A 20,668-nucleotide genomic window follows, 5' to 3' on the forward strand; every position below is an offset into this window, starting at 1 on the left:
GTTTATTCTGTCGGTGCTGCTTTAGGTTTGCCGCCGGATTGACGATGCGGGCTGCGACGTGGGCGGCGTTTTTTTGCAGGTGCGCTCTCGGCTGATTTTGCTTTTGGTTTGATACTTAAAAGACGCACACGTTCTTGCTCGTCACCGTTGATGAAGTCAGTCCACCATTCGCCAAGCTCGGCGTCGATTTCGCCAGATGCACAACGCAATAATAAAAAATCATAGCCAGCGCGTAGGCGGTTGTTTTCTAATAATTTGTAAGGCGCTTTGCCTACGCGTTTTTCAAAGCGCGGTTGCATCGCCCAGATGTCGCGCATGTCGGTACCGATTTTACGTTGCAGAGCGAGTGCGTCGGTTTGGGTGTTCAAGACATCGTCAGCCGCCAAGTGCAATGCGGGAATAGGGAGTTCGCCAGAGACTTTGTAGGCTTCCCATTTTTCTAAAACCTGATGCCAGAGTAATGAGGCGAATAAAAATCCAGGGGAAACGGTTTTGCCTTGTTGTACGCGTTCATCGGTATTCGCGAGCGCCAAGGTGACGAAGCGTTCGCCTAAAGGCTGTTCCAACACAACATCGAGCAATGGCATTAAGCCGTGGTGTAAGCCTTCTTTGCGTAATTGCTGCAGACAAGCCATCGCATGGCCGCTCATTAAGAGTTTGAGCATTTCGTCAAAGACGCGCGCGCTTGGCACGTTGTTGATGAGGGGTGCCATCACTTTGATCGGCGCACGTGTATCGTCGTCAATCGTGAATTTGAGTTTGGCAGCGAATCGCACCACGCGCAGCATACGCACTGGATCTTCGCGATAACGTAATTCTGGTACGCCGATGATGCGCAAAGTCTTTTTGCGAATATCGGCAATCCCGCCGTGGTAATCCAATACCGTTTGGCTGGCGGGGTCGTAATACATGGCGTTGATGGTGAAATCACGTCTTACCGCATCTTCGTGTTGTTCACCAAAGGTGTTGTCGCGCAATACGCGGCCGTGTTCGTCTTTGGGTGCTTCATGCTTGGCTGCGCCGCGGAAGGTGGTGACTTCAATCAGATCTTGTCCAAACATGACATGCACAATTTGAAAGCGACGACCAATGATGAACGCACGGCGGAATAATCGTTTAACTTGCTCGGGAGTGGCGTTGGTCGCGACGTCAAAATCTTTTGGTTTGACGCCAAGCAAGAGATCGCGCACCGCACCACCGACGATAAAGGCTTTGTATCCGTTGTCTTGCAAAGTTTGCGTGATGCGTATCGCGTTATTCGATACCAAGGCGGGATCAATCCCATGCTCTTTCGCACTCAAGACTTTTGGCTTGTTTTTCTTCGCGCTGGCTTTGCCTTGATCGAGGGTGTCGTCAGGGTTCTTAACGCCTAAGATTTTGCGGATAAATTTCTTAATCATGCTTCGTGCTTGTTGTCGTTACTGTTAATCATGTTGCGCAAATAATTGCAGCGTCGGCCAGCCATTTGCTTGCGCATGGGCCAGTAAGAGTTGATTCGGATTGGTCGCGATCGGGTGCGTCACGATGGAGAGCAATGGAATATCATTTTGAGAATCGCTGTAAAAATAACTCTTAGTAAAGTCGCTCAGTTGCTTGCCTTGTTGCGCCAGCCAAGCGTGTAAATGCGTGACTTTGCCGGGGCCAGAAGTCGGCACACCGCGCAGTTTACCAGTCAAATTGCCTTGTTCATCGAAATGTGGTTCTGCCGCCAATAAATGTTCAACGCCTAGCGCTTGTGCGATGGGTTGGGTAACAAAACGATTGGTCGCGGTGATGATGGCGATTAAGTCGTTTTGCTCTTGATGTTGTTTGAGCAAATCAAACGCCGCTGGCAGTAGGGCAGGGTTGATGACTTCTTGCATAAACTGCGTATGATAATCATTCAGTTGTTGACCTGAAAATTGCGCCAGAGTGCCTAGTGCGAATTCTAAATATTCCACCGGATCTAAAGTGCCAGCCTGATATTGTGCAAAGAATTCTGCATTGCGACGACCAAACTCGTCTGCATCGACTGCACCAATGCGGCATAAAAATTGACCCCATTCGTAATCCGAGTCTATCGGCAATAAGGTATGGTCAAGATCGAATAAGGCGATATTTTGCATCGATTGTTTAGTCATCATTGTTTATCTCAATACATACTCAGGGTGCTCGTTTTTCACCGCAGTCAACTTTATTCTGCGTGATCTCTTTGCAATAATTCGCGCAATAAGGGTAAGGTAATAGGGCGTTTGGTCTCTAGTGAATAATGATCGAGCTCACCCAGCATAGAACTTAGCGAACGCATGTCGCGGCGATAGTGGGTAATTAAATACGGCAACACGCCTTGTGCTAATCCGATTCCTTTGGCCTGCGCTGATCGCTCTAATGCGTCGATTTTATCTTCATCTGATAAACCAATAACTTGGTAAATCAAGCCCCATCCCAATCGGGTACGCAGATCCTCACGCACGTTTAAAATCATTGGCGGATGGTTCCCCGCTGCCACAAAAAAAGCACCGTTTGCACGCGCTTCATTAAATAAAGCAAATGCATCAATTTGAGCCGCTGGCGACAGTTGGTCGCAATCATCAAGCAAGTAAAGATTAATCTCGGGGCTGTACCAAAATTCCTCTTCCGCCGCGTTTGCGCTGATGTAACGAGTATTGGGCGTCTGTGCAATCGCGTTCAGCAGATGTGTCTTGCCTGCGCCGGCTTCTCCCCATAGATATACCGAGCGTTCGCCATATTGGCTCGCAATACGTTCTGAAAACAGGCACAAGATTTGTGCCAGTTCTGCATTTTGTCCAACTACAAAGGTGTCTAGCGACGGAGGGCTCTCCGCATCTAGATCAAGTAAAAGCTGTCTCATTGTCGTGTATATCGTCAAAAATCAGTTTCGGCACCACTCAAGACATTACAAATTGTCTTCATTGTGATTGACGATAAAAGGAACTATTTAAATAAGAAATACGTAGGTTTTTCGCCGCCACCGACAAGACTGCCGATGCAGGAAGTGCAACCAAGATTCCTATGAAACCAAATAACTGACCAAAAGCCATTAAGGCAAAGATGACCGTCAGCGGGTGCAAACCAATCCGTTCTCCGACTAATTTGGGTGTCAGGAAAAAGGATTCTAAGGCTTGGCCAGCGCCATAAATAATCGCTACTGCAATCAAACCATGCAGATCACTGAACTGCAGAACTGCACTGATCAAGGCTAAAAATAGGCCCAATCCAAAACCTAAGTAAGGAATGAATACTAATAATCCAGTCAAAATCCCGACTGGAAGAGCGAGATCAAATCCAGCAATTGCAAGACCAACGGAGTAGTAGCAAGCCAACACGACCATCACCAATATCTGACCACGTAAATATTGAGCGAGTAATTCATCGACTTCTTTAAACCATGATTGGGTTTGCGCTAACCAGCGGCGAGGAATGAAATTGCGCACTCGCGCGATTAAGGCATGCCAGTCAACCATTAAATAAAACAAAACTATAGGAATCAAAATAAAGTTAGCCAGCATACCTAATACAGCAGTTCCACCAACGCGAATCGAGGACAAGACTGCTTTGCCAATCACATCACCGCTACTGGACAGATGGCTGCTGATTAAGGCTTTGATACCCTCGCTATCAATATTGGCTTGGATGCCAAAGTCATGTAACAGCGGACCGATTGTGGTGTTGAGCTTGTCGAGAAATAATGGAATTTGATTATGTAGCAAGGGAATTTGCTTTTGTAAAATCGGTACCATAATGAGGACGATTGCCAAAATACACGCAACCACAAATAAAATCATCAAGGTTGCAGCGATCGGTCTGGGTAATTGCCTATTTCTAAAGCGTAGCTGGCATAAACGGTCTAACCAAGGATTAAGTACATAAGCCAAAATCGCTGCCACAATAAATGGCATCAAAATCGGTCCCAATAACGATAGCAAAAGAATAAACGCGAGGGCGACACCTAACCACGTTAAAGATTGTTTTTGCTTACTGGTCAAATTAAATGGCATAGACTTTAGTCAGTTAAACTTCGATATGAAACGCTGGATTTGCCTAAAAACTAGGTAAAACGCAGGTCAATTTGTTAAAATACCGCTTTTGGTTTTACTAAAGTTCGTATTCTCCCTGAATTTTTAAGGAAATTACGAATTTTTGTGAACTACGTTTCTGGCAATTCCGCTATTTTACCGCCTCAAGCCCCTACTGACGAATATCCTATGAGCACAAATACTCCTGTTTCTCTTTCTTATGCCGACGCTGGTGTCGATATGGTTGCTGGCGACGCGCTGGTCGATGCGATTAAACCGTTTGCAAAACGTACTATGCGTGAAGGCGTCATGGCTGGCATCGGTGGTTTTGGTGCGATGTTTGAAGTCAGCAAAAAGTACAAAGAGCCGGTATTGGTCTCTGGTACAGACGGTGTTGGTACTAAATTGAAATTGGCTTTCCATTTAAATCGTCACGATACTGTCGGTGTTGATTTGGTTGCGATGAGCGTCAACGACATTTTGGTACAAGGCGCAGAGCCACTGTTCTTCCTTGATTACTTTGCTTGCGGCAAATTGGATGTGGCGACAGCGACCGATGTGATCAAAGGCATCGCGTTTGGTTGCGAACAAGCGGGTTGCGCTTTGATTGGCGGAGAAACAGCAGAAATGCCTTCGATGTATCCAGAAGGTGAATATGATTTAGCTGGTTTTGCAGTCGGTGCGGTTGAAAAATCCAAGATCATTGACGGTAGCAAGATTGTTCCAGGTGACGTAATTTTAGGTTTGGCGTCTTCAGGTATTCATTCCAACGGTTTCTCTTTGGTCCGTAAGATCATCGAAGTCGCGAATCCAGATTTAAATGCAGATTTCCACGGTCGTAGTTTGGCAGATGCCTTGATCGCACCAACGCGCATTTACGTCAAACCTTTATTGGCTTTGATGGCGAGTATGGAAGTGAAGGGTATGGCGCATATTACTGGCGGTGGTTTGGTAGAAAACGTACCACGTGTCTTGGGCGATAAACTCACGGCGATCTTGGATAGTAAATCTTGGGAAATGCCACCATTGTTTAAATGGTTGCAACAACATGGTGGTGTGGCTGACGCAGAAATGCATCGCGTGTTTAACTGCGGTATTGGTATGGTTGTCATCGTGGCAGCCGATCAAGCAGATGCTGCAATGGCACAGCTCACAGCCGCAGGCGAAACGGTGTACAAGATTGGCGCGATTCGCGCACGCGAAGGGAATGAACATCAAACTATCGTTGTGTAACTCAAATTTCGACGTTGTTTGTCTTGATCGAATGTATGCGATGTAAGGCAGTTATAGAGAATTAATACTAAGTTCGCTGTAGTTCTTTATTTTTAGCTCGTCAGCCATGCTTATTCAGCAAGATAGTTTGTAGTTCGTTTTATGAATAAAAGAAAAGACCAGAATCTGTATTTCGCAGATTCTGGTCTTTTTGTTTGGGGAGTTCGTGATTATAGAATCAGAAATATTCGTTCAGCTTAATTTAATGGATTGCTTTGCGCACTGTTTTGAAATTGATTGATGTTGTAACCGAGCGTTGCAGCTTTCGCTAGAATTTTCTCTTGAATTGATCGATCGAGTTGAGTAGAGCGCGACAAAATCCAGCTATATTTCCGACTTGGTTCACCAACCAAAACCCACTGATAATTCGGATCTAAATCGAGTACCCAATAATTGCCGTAGAACGGCCTGAAGAAGCTAACGCGTAGCTTAGCGTTTCCACTGGCTTCAACAAGTTTGGCAACGCCATTTGCCTCTTCAATACTGCCGTCTTTGATTCGACAACGATTAATCACGCGAATTTGGTCGTCATCGCGTTGGTATTCAGCTTGTGTATCGGCCACACACTTCGATTGAAACTTGTTGGGGATAAAAGCAACTTGATACCATTTTCCAATGTAGCGATTTAAATCGACTTTTTCTACGGTCGCTAATGGCGCATATTCTTCATTGCAAGCGCTTAATAAGCTGGTACATGCGAGCGCTACGACTGTCAAAAGCTTCTTCATGATTTTAGGATGTGAAGTTGAAAGGACTTCATTCTAAAGTGTTTTTGCTTTGGAAGATGGCTGTACAGAATCTCTTTGAAGGAATCTTCAATCGCTTAATTAGCTTAAATAACTTAAAGAGTTGGAATATTTTGCGCTGGATATCTTTTAAATAAAAAAAAGGCCGGGTATGAGAACCGGCCCTAAGAGGGAGATTAAGACTTGAAAACTGGATTGATCACTGTGTTTGTATCATTGAGTTAATTAACACACTTGTGACCGGAACATTTTGTAACCCGCCACGGGTTGATGTTGGAACGACCTTAATTTTATCGACGGTCTCAATACCACTCACCACTTTGCCGAATACTGCATATCCACCAGCATTGGTATCGAGTGCTTGATTATCAACGACGTTAATGAAAAACTGTGCGGTAGCCGAATCTAAAACCTCAGTACGTGCCATCGCGATCGTGCCGCGTAAATTGCTCAGACCGTTACCAGCTTCTAACTTGATTGGCGCTTGTGTTGCTGGTTGTGTTAAATCTGCATTGAAACCACCACCTTGAATCATAAAATCTTGAATCACACGGTGAAAAATCTTATTCACATAAAAACCGGATTCAACATAGTTCAAGAAATTATCGACAGTGATAGGCGCTTTTGCTGGATTTAATTCAAGCACTACGCTGCCCAATGAAGTTGTCATCGTTACTTGCGGCTGTTTCGCAAGTGGGATGGTCACGTTATTGGCATACAGAGAATTTGAACTGCCATCACTAATAACAATAGGAACACTTCCAACACCGATAATTTTGCAACTGAATACTTTTTGCGTTGGAGTGCTACCTGTTAATTCGGTTATTTTTAGGCAACCTTGATGCGACATATTGATGCCTAAATCTAAGTTTTGCCCTTTCACAGTGATAACACTTGTTTTACGATATACCAATTGGTCACTGCTTACTTCAGAAATACTAACTTTTCTCGTTGCTGGGCTTGAACTGTCGCTACCACTGCCACCACAAGCGCTCAATAGCGCAACAGAACTCAATAAAAAAACAGGTAATTTCAAGAGGAACTCCAAAAAGCTTGATTAGATAAAACAGCAGTATAGGCTGCCGACTGAGGATCAGAAATTGTTTTCCTGTCCTAATTTTGTAGCAATATGTAGCAATTTGTATGTGTGAACAAAGGGCTGCAATCGCGAGCGATGATAGTGTGTTTATTGATCTCTTTTTCTCCCTTTTTGCTTTGCATTTAATTTGCTCAATTTACTTAATGTACGATCAATGTCGCTGATTAATTTGTCATTTTTCCCTTTTAATAAAGCAAATCGAATTCCGTCTTTGAGCACAGGAATAGGTAGTACAGAAAATCGCGTTACTTGATGTGCTGATAAGTCCGTTTCGTTTTCTTGCGGGATTTTGATTGTTTTAATGAGCGCTTCGACTTCTTTGTGGTTTGTTAAGGGGCTAGCAAAAATCATCGCGTCGATACGTCGATTTTGTAATTTTTTCAGGCGAGGTCCGTAGGCATCGATATCATCATCGGTTTTAAATAAGACATTTTTTAAACGATCAAATTCTCCACCATACTTGGAACCACGAACGACGCCGATGGTTTTTCCTTTTAAATCTTCTATCGTATTAAATGGAAATTGCTGATCTGCGCGCGTTACTAACCATAGATATTGATAAACAACAGGTTCCGAAAAGCGAAAAATCTCTGCACGCTCTGGTGTCAAACTTAAGCCAAAAATTAATCCGCCCTCTGTACTGGCGATTTTTACGGCACGATTCCAAGGATAAATTTGTAGACTAAATTGAATATTGTGATCTTTTTCGATTGCTGCAAATATGCTGGTAAAGCGCTCCGGGATAGGGTTGAGCTCGCCTTTTTCATTGCGATTTTCGCCAAAAAGTAGAGGAACTTTGGTTTGCGCAAAACTGGGAGTAACAATCAAATAGCAACAAACAAATAAAGTAAGAGCGAGTAAGCCGATTGTTTGTGATAGCCAATACTTCGTCACACCAATTTGCTTGCGCATTAGGTGAGGGGAATTGAATATAAGTTCTTTGGATTGTTGCATTAGGCCCACGTGGTCTTCATAATTTCTGTGCTGCAATTATAAGTGGGAATGGGGGCCCTGCGCAGGATGTATACCTGATTCGAATGAGCAAATATGATTTTTTACATTTTGTTTTGAATTGACTTTTGAAAACGGATAAGTTGACTTAAAAAAACAGAGGGATTTATACAAGCCCCTCTAGCAGTAAGATATCAACCAAAGTGCCAGCAACAACATCCGCTTGATCTTCGTTTAACACAATGATGCAGTTAGCCTCTGACATTGACCGCAGCATGCCAGAACCCTGTGCGCCAGTGATGTTCACTTCCAATGAGCCGTTGCCATTGCGTCTGACAATTCCACGTTGATATTCGGTCCGCCCTGGCCGTTTGGCGATAGCTTGCGTCGATGTCGCTGGCACCAAAATTGGAGACGTAATGATTGCGCCATTGAGCTGTTGTAGTGCTTGTTTCACAAAAAAATAAAAACTGATCATGGTTGCGACTGGATTGCCTGGTAAGCCAAACAAATAGGCCGAATTGCCGTTTGATTGAATTTCACCAAAAGCCAATGGGCGTCCTGGTCGCATTGCAATGTTCCAAAAATTAATTTGTCCTAATTTTGCCATGACTTGTTTGGTGTAATCGGCGGCACCAACTGAGACACCACCTGATGTAATAATCGCATCGGCTTGTTCGCACGCACAGCGCAGTGCTTGTTCTAAAGCTTCAGGTTGGTCTTCGACGACACCTATATCGATGACCTCGCAACCTAGGCGAGATAGCATGCCGAATACGGTATAGCGATTGCTGTCAAAGATACACCCAGCCTCTAGTGTTTCTCCCAGTGAGCGAACTTCATCGCCAGTTGAGAAGTAGGCGACTTTTAAGCGTCTTTGTACGCTGATTTTTGCAATGCCGAGTGAAGCGAGTAGGCCTAACTCCGCTGGCCCAATTAGCTTGCCTTTAGTGATGGCGCAGGAGCCATTTCGTAAGTCTTCACCACGCAGGCGACAATTGTTTCCTTGTTTTATCTTGTTGGCGGGAATCTGAATTTGGTTTGACGTCAAGCTGACGAATTCCTGAGGAACAACGGTGTCGCAAGAATCTGGCATGACGGCACCGGTCATGATTTTGATACAAGTTCCTAACCCGACTTGCTGTTGATACGGATGACCGGCAAGTGCCTCGCCAGCAATATTTAGATGTAATATTTGATCGGGGTGTAACTGTGTTCCGTTGAAGGCATAGCCATCCATGGCTGAATTATTATGCGCAGGGACATCGATTGGCGAGAGTACGTCTACTGCAATGACGCGGCCAAGTGCAGATTTGAGATCAAGCTCTTCGCTATCCGTTATGGGGCTTAAATTAGATAAGATCCAGTTTCGTGCTTGATCGACAGATAGTGGGGAACCATCTTGTTGTGAATTGCTGTGCTGCGTATTGGTTGGCTTCATAAGGGTGTTCTTTAATGAGATTAAAGAGGTGTGGGAGCGTAATTGCGCTTTGTCGAAGCGTTTTAATTGGCAAATAATATCAATTCTTCTTTGGTATTGATATTGCGAAAATCAGCACTCTGTTCAAACGCAACCTCAACCACGCTTAATTCACGATACCAATCACTGACTTTGCGACCACCATTTTTTAGGAACGCTTCCAAGTGCGATTTCAAATTGGTTTTGAGTAGACAAAATACAGGTTGCTGTTGCCATCGAAGGCTGTGCTCATGATGAGCATCGATGTCAGCGGTAATGACTACCGCTAGCTGAGTATTTGTTTGTTCTAAAGCAGTCGCAAGCTTCTGTACCAAATCGAGCGGGAGAAATGGCGAGTCGCAAGGTGCAGTCACCATGAAGTCACTTTTGCAATAATTTAATCCAGCATGTACACCAGCCAGTGGGCCGGCATAATTGGGAAGAATATCGGCGATTAAATGATCAGAGAATGGAGCGTATTGATCTCCATCTTGATTTACATTGATCATTAATTGCCCAACTTGTGGCGCTAATCGACGAACCACGTGCGAAACCATCGCTTCATTTTTAAATGTTTGTAGACCTTTGTTCACGTGCCCCATGCGCGAGCCCCGACCACCAGCTAATATCAACCCAGAGATTTGTTCAATCGGGATCATGCGAAAGATTTCTTTATTGTGAATGTGAATAAATGGCTTACTGTAAATTAGACAGTTAGTACGCGATCATCGCCCCATTTTCTCGATGCCTTGCGCGGCCTAACCACCAATATATGACATCTCAATTTTTTGCGATGCCACATCTTTAGCAATCATTGCGCTCCCACGTAATTCTGAGTAGCGATCTTGGCGATTCTGCCAGATTGAAGCGACTAAGTTAGAGATTTTTACGTCTATTTGATTGGAATCTTGATTTGGCTCATTGCTGCGTAAGTATTGTCGTAAATCGTAGCCAGCTGTGGCAAACAGACAGGTATAGAGCATTCCTTGGGTAGATAGTCGTGCACGACTGCAATCGCGACAGAAAGCCTTGCTCACACTAGAAATAAAGCCTATTTCTCCTTGCCCATCTCGATGCTGATAGCGTGTTGCTGTTTCACTTTTACTGTTAGCTTGAAGTGCTACTAATGGCATACCTGCATTTGCTAGCGTATCAATAATCTGCGCTGTTGACATCACTTCATCCATGCACCATGCATTCGATGATCCCACATCCATAAATTCAATGAATCGAAGGATGTGCGGTGTGTTTTTAAAATAGCGAGCCATCTCAATAACTTGGTTGGCGTTGACACTTTTTTTAACAACCATATTGATTTTGATTTGCCCAAAGCCAGCCGATTCTGCCGCTTGGATTCCTTCAAGCACTTGCGCTACCGGAAAATCAACATCGTTCATTTGTTTGAAAATATGGTCATCAAGCGCATCGAGCGAAACTGTCAGACGATTTAATCCAGCATCTTTTAGGCTTTGTGCTTTTTGCTTAAGCAATGCGGCATTTGTAGTTAAGGTGAGATCAATTTGTTGACCGCTAGTGGTGCGTATTCCGCTCAACATATGAATTAATTCTTCGAGATTTTTCCGTAGTAGGGGCTCGCCGCCAGTTAAACGAATTTTCGTGACGCCATGTGCAACAAAGAGTTTCGCTAATCGGGTAATTTCTTCAAAACTGAGTAAGTCACGTTGTGGAAGATACGCATAGTCTTTATTGAATATCTCTTTGGGCATGCAATACATACAGCGAAAGTTACAGCGGTCTGTCACTGAAATTCTTAGATCTTGCAATGGACGATGCAGTTGATCCTTTAGTGCTCCAGTTGAACTGTCGGAAGGCAAATTATTCCAAGATAAATCGACCAAATCGTTGTCGCTAGGGAGCATTGTTATTGGAATGAATTGTTTAGACATAAGTCAGAAAAATCGATAAGAAAATTTCACGAACAATATCACGAGTTGACATGTTTTGTTGAAGCTGCTGTGAAAGTAAGCACGCTTGATTGTTGAAACAATGCGCGCTGAAACGTCAATCAAATACCAATAAAAAATAGCCCAGTACCTGAGGTGACTGGGCTATTTTGTTATTGGCTAGTCTAGCTGATTAGCCAAACCAACGACAAGGTCGATTATTTTTTTGTTTCGACGAAAACTAAAGGTTCATCAGCGACGACTGCAGCTGGCTTGCGTTGACGTCCCAAGCGTGGCACGGCTGCTACTTGGCTTGATGTTTGTTGTGCAGCCTTTAATTTTTCTGGATCAGTTGCTGCCAATACCAGACCTGCTTGCGCCAAGACCGAATTGAGATCGACTGTTGGCGCAGGTTCTACGACAGGTGCTGGCGTAGAGATTTGTGCAACAGGCGCGACTTCGGCGGCAACAGCTTCGGCAAACATCGGTAGTGTTTCATTCATCGCTACTGGTGTGCTTGTCACAGTTGTTTCAAGCGGTTTTGCTGATGCTTGAACAGCAATGTCAGCTTCTGGTGCTGAAGTTGCAGCTGATTCTTCGCTTGAATTTGTGCTGGAATTAGTGCTTGAATCTGTAGCCTGAGTAGGGACTTCAACAGCCGCGTCTGCGGAGGTCGATACAGATGAATTGACAACTGCTTCTGTATTCAAAATAGTCGCAGCTTCAGCCGCAATGTTGACACTTGTTACCTCAGAATTGTTCGTTACAGGAGCATTTGCAGAGACGTTTGAGTCTTCAATGTGCGAAGCAACTACCTCGATGTTGGAAGCCGGCACGGTTGCAGAAACTGCTGCAGGAGCGAGATCCAAGCTGGTTTGAACTGGTGAATCAACGGCGACTTCTTGATTTGAAGATGCAGCCACCGGTTTTTCCTCAGTCTGGACAGTAGTAAGCTCTACAGCAGGGCTAGCACTGATCGTCTCATTTGCAACTGGTGTGTTAATCATTAAATCAGCAACAGGGATAAATGCTGGTGGATCCTCATGCTTTTGTTCAGCATTAGATTCGTTTGCATTTGTTGCCAAGTCCGCATTTTCTACACCATTGCGATCGCGACGATTGCGGTTGCGACCGCCACGACGACGACGACGACCTTCTTCTGCCTGAGGTTCTGCGCCATCTTGCTCAGGTCCGGTTACCAGGTTCTCACGTGGCTCGCGCAATTCCTGAGTTTTTGGCTTGTTCAGTGCTGGTGAAGTTAAGTTAGTTGCTGCTGTGCTTGCAACATCGTCTGCTTTTACTTCTGCACTATCTTTCTTCGCGTCGCGTTGGCGCTGTTGACGATCACGACGACCTTCTTGCGTCTCTTTTTCTTCGCGAGGAGGGCGTGCCGGTTTGTTTTGGCGCGCTTGAGTTTCGGAGCTAGACTTTGTTAAATCTTTATCTGCAGACTTGTTCGCATTGCCATTGTTGTTACTATTTTGGTTTGCATTGCTCGTTGCCGCGCGGTCATCTTCTGCTCCGTTGCGACCATTTCGACCATTGCGACCATTTTGACCACGATTACGTTGACGATTGCGATCATTTCTATCGCGACCATGTTTTGGCTTGTCTTCTGGTGCAGGTGCTTTTGCTTCTGAACCGCCAAAGATAGAGCTAAAGAACTTCGCAATACCGGCGAATAAGCCACCTTCTGAACCTGCTTTTGGACTTGCCGCTACCGGTGCTGGTTTACGCTCAACGATAGGTGCGGTCTCTGGTGTAATGCTCTTAACAACGGCTTCTTGACGCGGTTTTACTTCGTCTTTTTGACGCTTGTTGTAACCGATATCAGTATCCGCTTGTTCCGCCATAGCGTAGCTAACATGCGCTTCTTCCAAACGTGGATCATCGTGTTTCAAACGATCAAGTTTGTAATGGGGTGTTTCCAAATGTTTATTTGGAATCAAAATTGCCGTCACGCGATGGCGATTTTCAATTTTGAGGATTTCGCCGCGCTTTTCATTTAATAAGAAGGCAGCGACATCGACTGGAACTTGGACGTGGATCGCGGCTGAATTTTCCTTCATCGCTTCTTCTTGGATGATGCGCAAAACTTGCAATGCGGAGGATTCAGTATCGCGAATGTGACCTGTGCCATTGCAACGCGGGCAAGTCACGTGGCTGCCTTCGGACAGCGAAGGGCGCAGACGTTGACGCGATAATTCCATCAAACCAAAACGGGAAATCTTACCCATTTGGACACGCGCACGGTCATAACGCAATGCGTCTTTTAAGCGCGTTTCAACCTCGCGTTGGTTCTTGGCGTTTTCCATGTCGATAAAATCGATCACGATCAAACCACCCAAGTCACGCAAACGCAATTGACGTGCCACTTCTTCGGCTGCTTCGCAGTTGGTATTGAATGCCGTTGTTTCGATATCTCCGCCGCGAGTTGCACGCGCCGAGTTAACGTCGACAGAAACCAAAGCTTCTGTATGATCGATCACAATCGCGCCGCCAGATGGCAAAGGTACTGTGCGTGAGTACGCAGTTTCGATTTGATGTTCGATTTGGAAGCGAGAGAACAAAGGCACATCATCGCTATAGCGCTTAACACGGTGCACCATGTCGGGCATCACGTGGCTCATAAATTGCTGTGCTTGTTCGTAGATGTCGTCGGTGTCGATCAGAATTTCGCCGATGTCCGGTTGGAAATAATCACGGATAGCACGGATTACTAAGGAAGATTCTTGATAGATCAAGAATGCGCCTTGTGCAGATTTGCCAGCGCCATCAATTGCACGCCAGAGTTGCATTAAATAGTTTAAATCCCATTGCAATTCATCAACATTGCGACCGATGCCGGCGGTACGAGCAATCACGGACATGCCTTGTGGCAAATCCAATTTATCCATGGTTTCGCGCAATTCTTGACGATCTTCACCTTCAACACGGCGAGAAACACCACCACCACGCGGATTATTCGGCATCAAAACCAAGTAGCGGCCAGCCAAAGAAATGAAGGAAGTTAAAGCTGCACCTTTGTTGCCGCGTTCTTCTTTTTCTACTTGTACGATGATTTCTTGACCTTCGCGCAATGCATCTTTAATTGATGAATTGCGGACGTCGATACCTTCTTTGAAGTAGCTGCGAGCAACTTCTTTGAATGGTAAAAAGCCATGGCGTTCTTCGCCATAATTGACGAAACAGGCTTCTAATGATGGTTCGATGCGGGTGATAACCCCTTTGTAGATATTCGATTTACGGAGTTCGCGTCCAGTGGTCTCGATATCAATGTCAATCAGCTTTTGCCCATTAACAATGGCTACGCGCAACTCTTCTTGCTGCGTAGCATTAAACAGCATACGTTTCATATTTTTCTCCATGGCACTAAAGCCATATTTCACAATGATCAGCTTGGCTGAGTAATCGTGAGGTGCTTACATTGGATGTATGCGAGAACGGAGAGTTTGAGGGCGTGGGAAATGCCACTGGCATAAAGAAATACAAAAATCTCCTACGAGCGATCAGCCAAATGCTGGAATCATTCAAAGGAACTTTTTACTTCTGTTATGCGCTTGGCGCGGATAGTTCTCACCTAGGCGAGTGCACATGTCTCCGAGTATTCTTGCTTGTACTCTGTCATCTGGTGATGTACAGCAGCTTTAACCAAGCTAATATTATTCAGGCGATGCGCAACTTACTAAAATTAATAGTGTCAAAGCGTTTGTTAATCAAATTAAAGCAAAACGTATGACGGAATCGACCGGTACTTTTCAAACTATCAACCGGCAAGCCAACGAATTTATGTCAATTCGCGTCTCTTGCCAGACTTATCCTTATATTTCAAACCTTCTGATCCAAATCGCTTTGCATGAATCCGATTGCCACAATTGGTTGCAACCTTGACCTGTAAAACGATGTGCATACACATCTTTTCTATCGAATTTGCAAAATGGCGAGGCCGATAGACACGCCCCTGTGTAGAATAGTCGTCTTTCTTACACATGCTGAAGCTTGGTAAGCTTCAGCTGCAGCGATTATATATTCAAAATGAAGGACTTAGCGATAAAAATGGCGGCAAATTCTCAAAAACCATCTAAAAAAGTGGATGAACAGCCAGCCTCGCAAATTTTTGCACAAGTGCAACTGATTACGATTAATGAAGAAGATGCAGGTCAGCGTATTGATAATTTTTTGTTGCGCATTTGCAAGGGCGTACCCAAAAGTCACGTTTATCGCATACTTAGATCAGGTGAAGTGCGTGTCAATAAGGGACGTATCGATCAGTTATATCGCTTACAAGCGGGTGATATCGTACGTGTACCACCAACTCGAATTGCGGAAAATGAAACTACGCATGTCCCAGGTGCTGAGTTTGCTATCATTTTCGAAGATAATCATTTGTTAATTATCGATAAACCAGCTGGCGTTGCAGTGCACGGTGGTTCTGGCGTGAGTTTCGGCGTGATTGAGCAATTACGTGCTTCTCGCCCCGATGCCAAGTTTTTAGAATTAGTACATCGCTTGGATCGTGAAACCTCGGGCTTATTGTTGTTAGCAAAGAAACGATCAGCGTTAGTCAATTTGCATGAACAAATGCGTGATGGCCATACAGATAAACGGTATTTAACCTTGGTTGCTGGTGATTGGAAGAATCAACGTCAACATATTAAATTGCCATTGCACAAATATACGACGGCTGATGGTGAGCGACGTGTAAGGGTGCAAGCGGATGGGATGGAGTCACATACGGTATTTAGTTTGAAGAAAAAGTACACCGATTTTGCGTTATTAGAAGCAGAACTTAAGACTGGTCGAACACATCAAATTCGTGTGCATTTGTCATCCAGTGGGTTTGCGATTGCTGGGGATGATAAATACGGTGATTTTGCACTGAATCGTGCATTGTTGAAGGCAACTGAACATCGAGGCGCGCTAAAACGCATGTTTTTACATGCACATCAAATCACCTTCACTCATCCAGAAACTGGTAAACAAATGACTTTGAATGCACCTTTGCCGAAAGAATGTGAAAAGTTTCTACAGAGTTTGCATTGATTGTGTTAATTGCAATAATTTGTTGTTTGGAAAAAAGATGTTAATTTGCATTGTGAAAAAATAATAATATGGCAAAAAAGTTATTTGATTTTATTGTATTTGATTGGGATGGTACGCTGATGGATAGCACAGCGACCATCGTAAAATGTATTCAAGCTGCGGCCAGAGATTTGCAGCTTCCTGTACCTGATGATGCAGCGGCTGCCCATGTGATTGGTTTAGCCTTAGCAGACGCGATGCGTGCGGTTATGCCTGATGTTGATCCTAAGTATTATCCAAAAATGGTGGAGCGTTATCGTTACCATTATTTAGTGCGGGATCACGAGTTACCTTTATTTCCAGGTGTTCGAGAAATGCTAGCAGATCTGGCGCAACAAGGTTATTTTTTAGCCGTTGCAACTGGCAAGAGTCGTGTCGGTTTGAATCGCGCAATGAATAGCGCTAAAGTCTTGTCGATGTTTGATGCGACACGCTGCGCCGATGAAACTTTTTCTAAGCCGCATCCTGCCATGTTGCAGGAATTGACTCGTGAGTTGGGGCAAGATATGCAACGCACCTTGATGATTGGTGATACGACACATGATTTATTGATGGCGGCAAATGCAGGTGCTGCCGCGGTTGCGGTCGAATATGGCGCACATGAACCCGAGTTGTTGGCCACTGTGCCTAGTTTGTATTCAGCGAAGAAAGTGGCAGATTTGCATCAGTGGTTAACTGAAAACGCATGAAGCCTTATCGATCAATAATTTAGGATGGAGAAATGGCTGAGATTTTTATTTGTAATTCGCTAGAACTAGAAGAAGGTGGAAAAGGGATACGCTTTCCCTTGCTTGCAGGTAGTGACGAAGCAACTGGATTTGTTGTGCGCTACGATGGAGCAGCACATGCTTATTTAAATCGATGCGCGCATGTGCCCGTTGAATTGGATTGGTCTCCGGGCGAGTTCTTTGAAGGTAGTGGTCTGTATATCATGTGCGCAACACATGGTGCGATTTACGTTCCTGAAACAGGTCACTGCACCGGTGGCCCTTGCCGAGGTGGTCGATTACGAAAAATTCAAGTGATTGAAGTGGATGGCAAGATTTATTGGCACACAGATGATTATCTGACCGTTAAATCGTCTTCATCAGTATCTTAGTCTGCTGTGCAAAACGGCATGCTTGTCTGCTTGGAGCTGCTTTAATTTCTTTAATCTTGAAAATCATTTAGATAGTTAAAATTTTCTTCCTATCGCGTATTCTCTCGACTATATTGAAGTCGTAACTGGTTCAAGCGAGGAGGTCAATATACATAAATATTTTTGTATTTCAGACGAATGGCATTTGAGCTCCGGTGTGGATGTTTTGCCGGTTATGAATGAAGTAGAAGGTCTAGTTTGTACGATCAGTACTTTCAGTACTATTAATGCGAAGAAATCATCGAGTGAATTTTCCTCGGTTTAGAGGCTTCTAATAAGCCCCAATGTGATAAAAACGATGGCTAATGCCATCGTTTTTCATTTCTGAGTAGGTATTTTCAATTGTTGGTTTTGTAGAATTTGCTTGCGTCAAATCAAGAAAAAATGCACATACTCCGTTATCATGCGAGAAATCATATTGAAATTTTTGTTTTCTTATGCAATTAGCCCTGTCGCACATTTATGGCACTTATTTCTCGCGTTTGTTTAAGCGCGAGAAATGCTTGTGCTTTCACTGTGGTGAAAGCATGCGTAAAGATGGAGCATTAATGGCGACGTTTCAACAAATGCAGCAGCCCGTGTGCTGCCATGGATGTTTGGCTGTGCTCAACACCATACAAAGTAATGGTTTGATTGAACAATATTTGCAATCCAAACAAATCAATGAAAGTAGTTCGCCCAGATGAGCATCGCGAGTGAGCCCTCAACCACAGGTGAATTGCCAACTTCAGACCAGCAGATACAAACAGAATTACTCAGCGTAGCAGGTATTCGTTGTGCCGCTTGCGTGCAATTGATTGAGTTTCGAGTTTCTCAATTAACTGGAGTTGAATCGTTTCGAATCAATCCTATTTCGCAGAAGGCGCAATTGCGTTGGGATTCAGCTCGTTTGAGTTTAAAGGAAATCATTCAATCGATTGTCGATCTTGGTTACGCAGCTTTTCCTGCGAATCAATCTTTAAGCGAATACCAAGCCAAAGAAAAGAAAATCGCCCTATGGCGTTTGTTTGTCGCTGGATTTGCAATGATGCAGGTGATGATGTATGCGTTTCCTGCCTATCTTGTGCCCGTGCCGGAGATTGATGGTGATCTCACACCCGATTTGGATCGACTATTAAAAATCGCCAGCTTAGTTATTACAATTCCTGTCATTACTTTTTCTGCAGTACCATTCTTCCGCGGTGCGATACGTGATCTTAGACAGCGCTTTATTGGAATGGATGTGCCAGTTTCTCTCGGCATATTGTTAACTTTTTTCGCTAGTTCTTGGGCGACTTTTTTTGGTGGTGCAGTTTATTTTGACTCTGCCATTATGTTTGTATTCTTGTTGTTGGGCGCGCGTTTTATTGAAGACAATGTAAGACAGAAAACGTCAGCAGCGCTCTCTGTATTGACGCAGATTCATCCGACCATGGCACAAAAGCTGCCAAATTATCCTTCAAGAGATTTGCTGATTTCATGTCGTGCTGATGAAGTTCAGCGAGGTGATTATTTGCTGGTTCCCGCAGGTGAGCAGATTCCTTGCGATGGCGAATTAATCGAAGGTCGTAGTGAGTGCGATGAGGCACTGATGACTGGAGAAGCGCATCCAGTGAGCAAGAAAGCTGGTGATAAGCTAATTGCTGGGGCGGTAAATTTGCATAGTCCTCTAGTGATGCGTGCAACGCAAGTTGGTAACGATACACAGTTAGCCAATATGATCGCGATGATGGAATCGGCAAGTCTAGAGAAGCCACGCTTGGTTGCACTTGCAGATAAACATGCGAGCCGATTTCTGTTTGCAATTTTAGTTATCGCTATCTTGTCTGGCATTGTTTGGGCTTGGATTGATCCAGATCGTGCTCTTTGGATCGCGATTAGTGTGATCGTGGTGACTTGTCCGTGCGCATTATCTTTGGCGACTCCCGGAGTCATGTCCGCAGCGATTGGACAATTAGCGAAGTTTGGTATGCTAATGACCAAAGGTTCCGCGATCGAAAATTTGGCAAATTTGACCCATGTCGTGTTCGATAAAACAGGTACGCTAACTTATGGAAAGTTAAAGCTTGTTAATGCTGTTTATTTGAATTCAGTCGGCGATCGAGAGAGCAATTTAGAGCAGCAAAAAAAATTGATTGCAGCTATCGCTGGTATGTCCTTGCATCCGGCAGCAAAAGCGATTGCGGATAGTTTGCTTAGTCTGCAGTCGCAATCTCCCGTAATGAATGAGGTGGTGATTAAGCATAGTCAGGAATTGGCTGGTGCTGGAATTGAGGTAAGTATCGGTGAGCAAACCTATCGCTTAGGTCGTCTTGATTATGTGAGCGCATTGAGTCAAAGCGAATGGCAGATTCCATCTGAATTCTGCAATAAATCAGTATCTGTTTTCGGTGATCAGGAGCAGGTATTGGCTTTCTTTGTCATGGAAGACGGTTTGCGTGAAGAATCCGCAGCCGCGGTGCGAGAGCTACAAGAGCAAGGAAAGGTAGTCGTTCTCTTATCTGGCGATAGACAAGATGTGGTTGCTGAGGTTGCGCAGCAATGTGGCATTGTTGATTTTCAGGCAGATTTAAGTCCTGCGCAAAAGCATGCTTATATTTTACGGTTGCAGCAGCAAGGTGCAATTGTTGCCATGATTGGTGATGGAATGAATGATGGCCCCGCCTTGTCGTTGGCGAATGTTTCTGTCGCAATGGGGCAGGGTGCGCCAATATCGCAGACCCGTAGCGATTGTTTGCTGATGTCAAATCGATTGAGTGATTTCACATTTAGTGTAGAGTTAGCGAAGAAGGCGTATCGTTTGATACGTCAAAATTTAGCCTGGGCCTTGCTTTATAATGTCATTGCTGTTCCTGCTGCAGTATTGGGTTTCTTGGAACCTTGGCATGCAGCATTAGGTATGTCGCTGAGTTCATTACTTGTTGTCGTAAACGGACTGCGACTATTCAATTTAAAGCCAGCTGATTACGAGCTTCCTGTCAGTTGAAGACTGGTTGTTGACTGATCCTAAAGTGCAAAGTTA

At 44.5% G+C, this 20,668-nt stretch carries 17 protein-coding genes; 6 read left to right on the forward strand and 11 right to left on the reverse strand.

Annotation, left to right across the window (positions count from 1 at the left end):
- Positions 1-2: 2 nt before the first annotated feature.
- The 4 genes from pcnB to IE103_RS13100 all read right to left on the reverse strand — a co-directional run bounded on the left by pcnB (position 3) and on the right by IE103_RS13100 (position 3,998).
- On the reverse strand, positions 3-1,400 hold the full coding sequence (gene pcnB, locus IE103_RS13085) for a polynucleotide adenylyltransferase PcnB (RefSeq protein WP_189346576.1): 1,398 nt from the start codon (positions 1,398-1,400) through the stop codon (positions 3-5).
- Between the two features lie 24 nt (positions 1,401-1,424).
- Positions 1,425-2,105, reverse strand: coding sequence for a histidinol-phosphatase (locus IE103_RS13090; RefSeq protein WP_189346764.1), 681 nt, complete (start codon positions 2,103-2,105; stop codon positions 1,425-1,427).
- A gap of 68 nt (positions 2,106-2,173) precedes the next feature.
- The gene (gene hda / locus IE103_RS13095; protein WP_189346577.1) at positions 2,174-2,851 is read right to left on the reverse strand and encodes a DnaA regulatory inactivator Hda; all 678 of its coding nucleotides are present in this window, start codon (positions 2,849-2,851) and stop codon (positions 2,174-2,176) included.
- Positions 2,852-2,909: 58 nt separating this feature from the next.
- Positions 2,910-3,998 (reverse strand): AI-2E family transporter, encoded by a 1,089-nt coding sequence (locus IE103_RS13100; RefSeq protein ID WP_189346578.1) that lies wholly within the window; start codon positions 3,996-3,998, stop codon positions 2,910-2,912.
- Positions 3,999-4,205: 207 nt separating this feature from the next.
- Here IE103_RS13100 and purM point away from each other — a divergent pair, with 207 nt between their 5' ends.
- The gene (gene purM / locus IE103_RS13105) at positions 4,206-5,249 is read left to right on the forward strand and encodes a phosphoribosylformylglycinamidine cyclo-ligase (protein ID WP_189346579.1); all 1,044 of its coding nucleotides are present in this window, start codon (positions 4,206-4,208) and stop codon (positions 5,247-5,249) included.
- 236 nt (positions 5,250-5,485) lie between these two features.
- Here the strand turns inward: purM and IE103_RS13110 are convergent, their stop codons facing one another.
- The 7 genes from IE103_RS13110 to IE103_RS13140 form a co-directional block, all read right to left on the reverse strand.
- A complete protein-coding gene (locus IE103_RS13110) occupies positions 5,486-6,004 on the reverse strand; it encodes a lipocalin family protein (RefSeq protein ID WP_229827275.1) in 519 nt (172 codons plus the stop codon).
- A gap of 229 nt (positions 6,005-6,233) precedes the next feature.
- Positions 6,234-7,070, reverse strand: coding sequence for a peptidylprolyl isomerase (locus IE103_RS18450; protein ID WP_229827276.1), 837 nt, complete (start codon positions 7,068-7,070; stop codon positions 6,234-6,236).
- A gap of 150 nt (positions 7,071-7,220) precedes the next feature.
- Positions 7,221-8,087, reverse strand: a complete 867-nt coding sequence (locus IE103_RS13120) for a substrate-binding periplasmic protein (RefSeq protein ID WP_189346581.1) — start codon at positions 8,085-8,087, stop codon at positions 7,221-7,223.
- Positions 8,088-8,250: 163 nt separating this feature from the next.
- A complete protein-coding gene (gene moeA, locus IE103_RS13125; RefSeq protein WP_189346582.1) occupies positions 8,251-9,525 on the reverse strand; it encodes a molybdopterin molybdotransferase MoeA in 1,275 nt (424 codons plus the stop codon).
- A 62-nt stretch (positions 9,526-9,587) separates the two neighbouring features.
- Positions 9,588-10,202 carry a molybdenum cofactor guanylyltransferase MobA gene (mobA, locus tag IE103_RS13130; RefSeq protein WP_189346583.1) on the reverse strand — a complete coding sequence of 205 codons (615 nt, stop codon included), beginning with the start codon at positions 10,200-10,202 and terminating at the stop codon, positions 9,588-9,590.
- 99 nt (positions 10,203-10,301) lie between these two features.
- Positions 10,302-11,450 carry a GTP 3',8-cyclase MoaA gene (gene moaA, locus IE103_RS13135; protein WP_189346584.1) on the reverse strand — a complete coding sequence of 383 codons (1,149 nt, stop codon included), beginning with the start codon at positions 11,448-11,450 and terminating at the stop codon, positions 10,302-10,304.
- Positions 11,451-11,665: 215 nt separating this feature from the next.
- Positions 11,666-14,803: an Rne/Rng family ribonuclease gene (locus IE103_RS13140; protein WP_189346585.1), complete on the reverse strand. Its 3,138-nt coding sequence runs from the start codon at positions 14,801-14,803 to the stop codon at positions 11,666-11,668.
- A 679-nt stretch (positions 14,804-15,482) separates the two neighbouring features.
- Between IE103_RS13140 and IE103_RS13145 the strand changes: the two genes are divergently transcribed.
- The 5 genes from IE103_RS13145 to IE103_RS13165 all read left to right on the forward strand — a co-directional run bounded on the left by IE103_RS13145 (position 15,483) and on the right by IE103_RS13165 (position 20,632).
- Positions 15,483-16,490, forward strand: coding sequence for an RluA family pseudouridine synthase (locus tag IE103_RS13145; RefSeq protein WP_189346586.1), 1,008 nt, complete (start codon positions 15,483-15,485; stop codon positions 16,488-16,490).
- A 68-nt stretch (positions 16,491-16,558) separates the two neighbouring features.
- On the forward strand, positions 16,559-17,218 hold the full coding sequence (locus tag IE103_RS13150; protein ID WP_189346587.1) for an HAD-IIIA family hydrolase: 660 nt from the start codon (positions 16,559-16,561) through the stop codon (positions 17,216-17,218).
- Positions 17,219-17,250: 32 nt separating this feature from the next.
- Positions 17,251-17,628 (forward strand): Rieske (2Fe-2S) protein, encoded by a 378-nt coding sequence (locus tag IE103_RS13155; RefSeq protein WP_189346588.1) that lies wholly within the window; start codon positions 17,251-17,253, stop codon positions 17,626-17,628.
- Between the two features lie 476 nt (positions 17,629-18,104).
- Positions 18,105-18,353 carry a heavy metal translocating P-type ATPase metal-binding domain-containing protein gene (locus IE103_RS18555; RefSeq protein ID WP_268248972.1) on the forward strand — a complete coding sequence of 83 codons (249 nt, stop codon included), beginning with the start codon at positions 18,105-18,107 and terminating at the stop codon, positions 18,351-18,353.
- The gene (locus IE103_RS13165; protein WP_189346590.1) at positions 18,350-20,632 is read left to right on the forward strand and encodes a heavy metal translocating P-type ATPase; all 2,283 of its coding nucleotides are present in this window, start codon (positions 18,350-18,352) and stop codon (positions 20,630-20,632) included. The genes IE103_RS18555 and IE103_RS13165 overlap by 4 nt, the downstream gene beginning before the upstream one ends.
- Positions 20,633-20,668: the final 36 nt, after the last annotated feature.

Origin of the sequence: Affinundibacterium macrobrachii, assembly GCF_014652415.1 — a bacterium.
Taxonomy (GTDB): Bacteria; Pseudomonadota; Gammaproteobacteria; order Burkholderiales; family Burkholderiaceae_D; genus Undibacterium; species Undibacterium macrobrachii.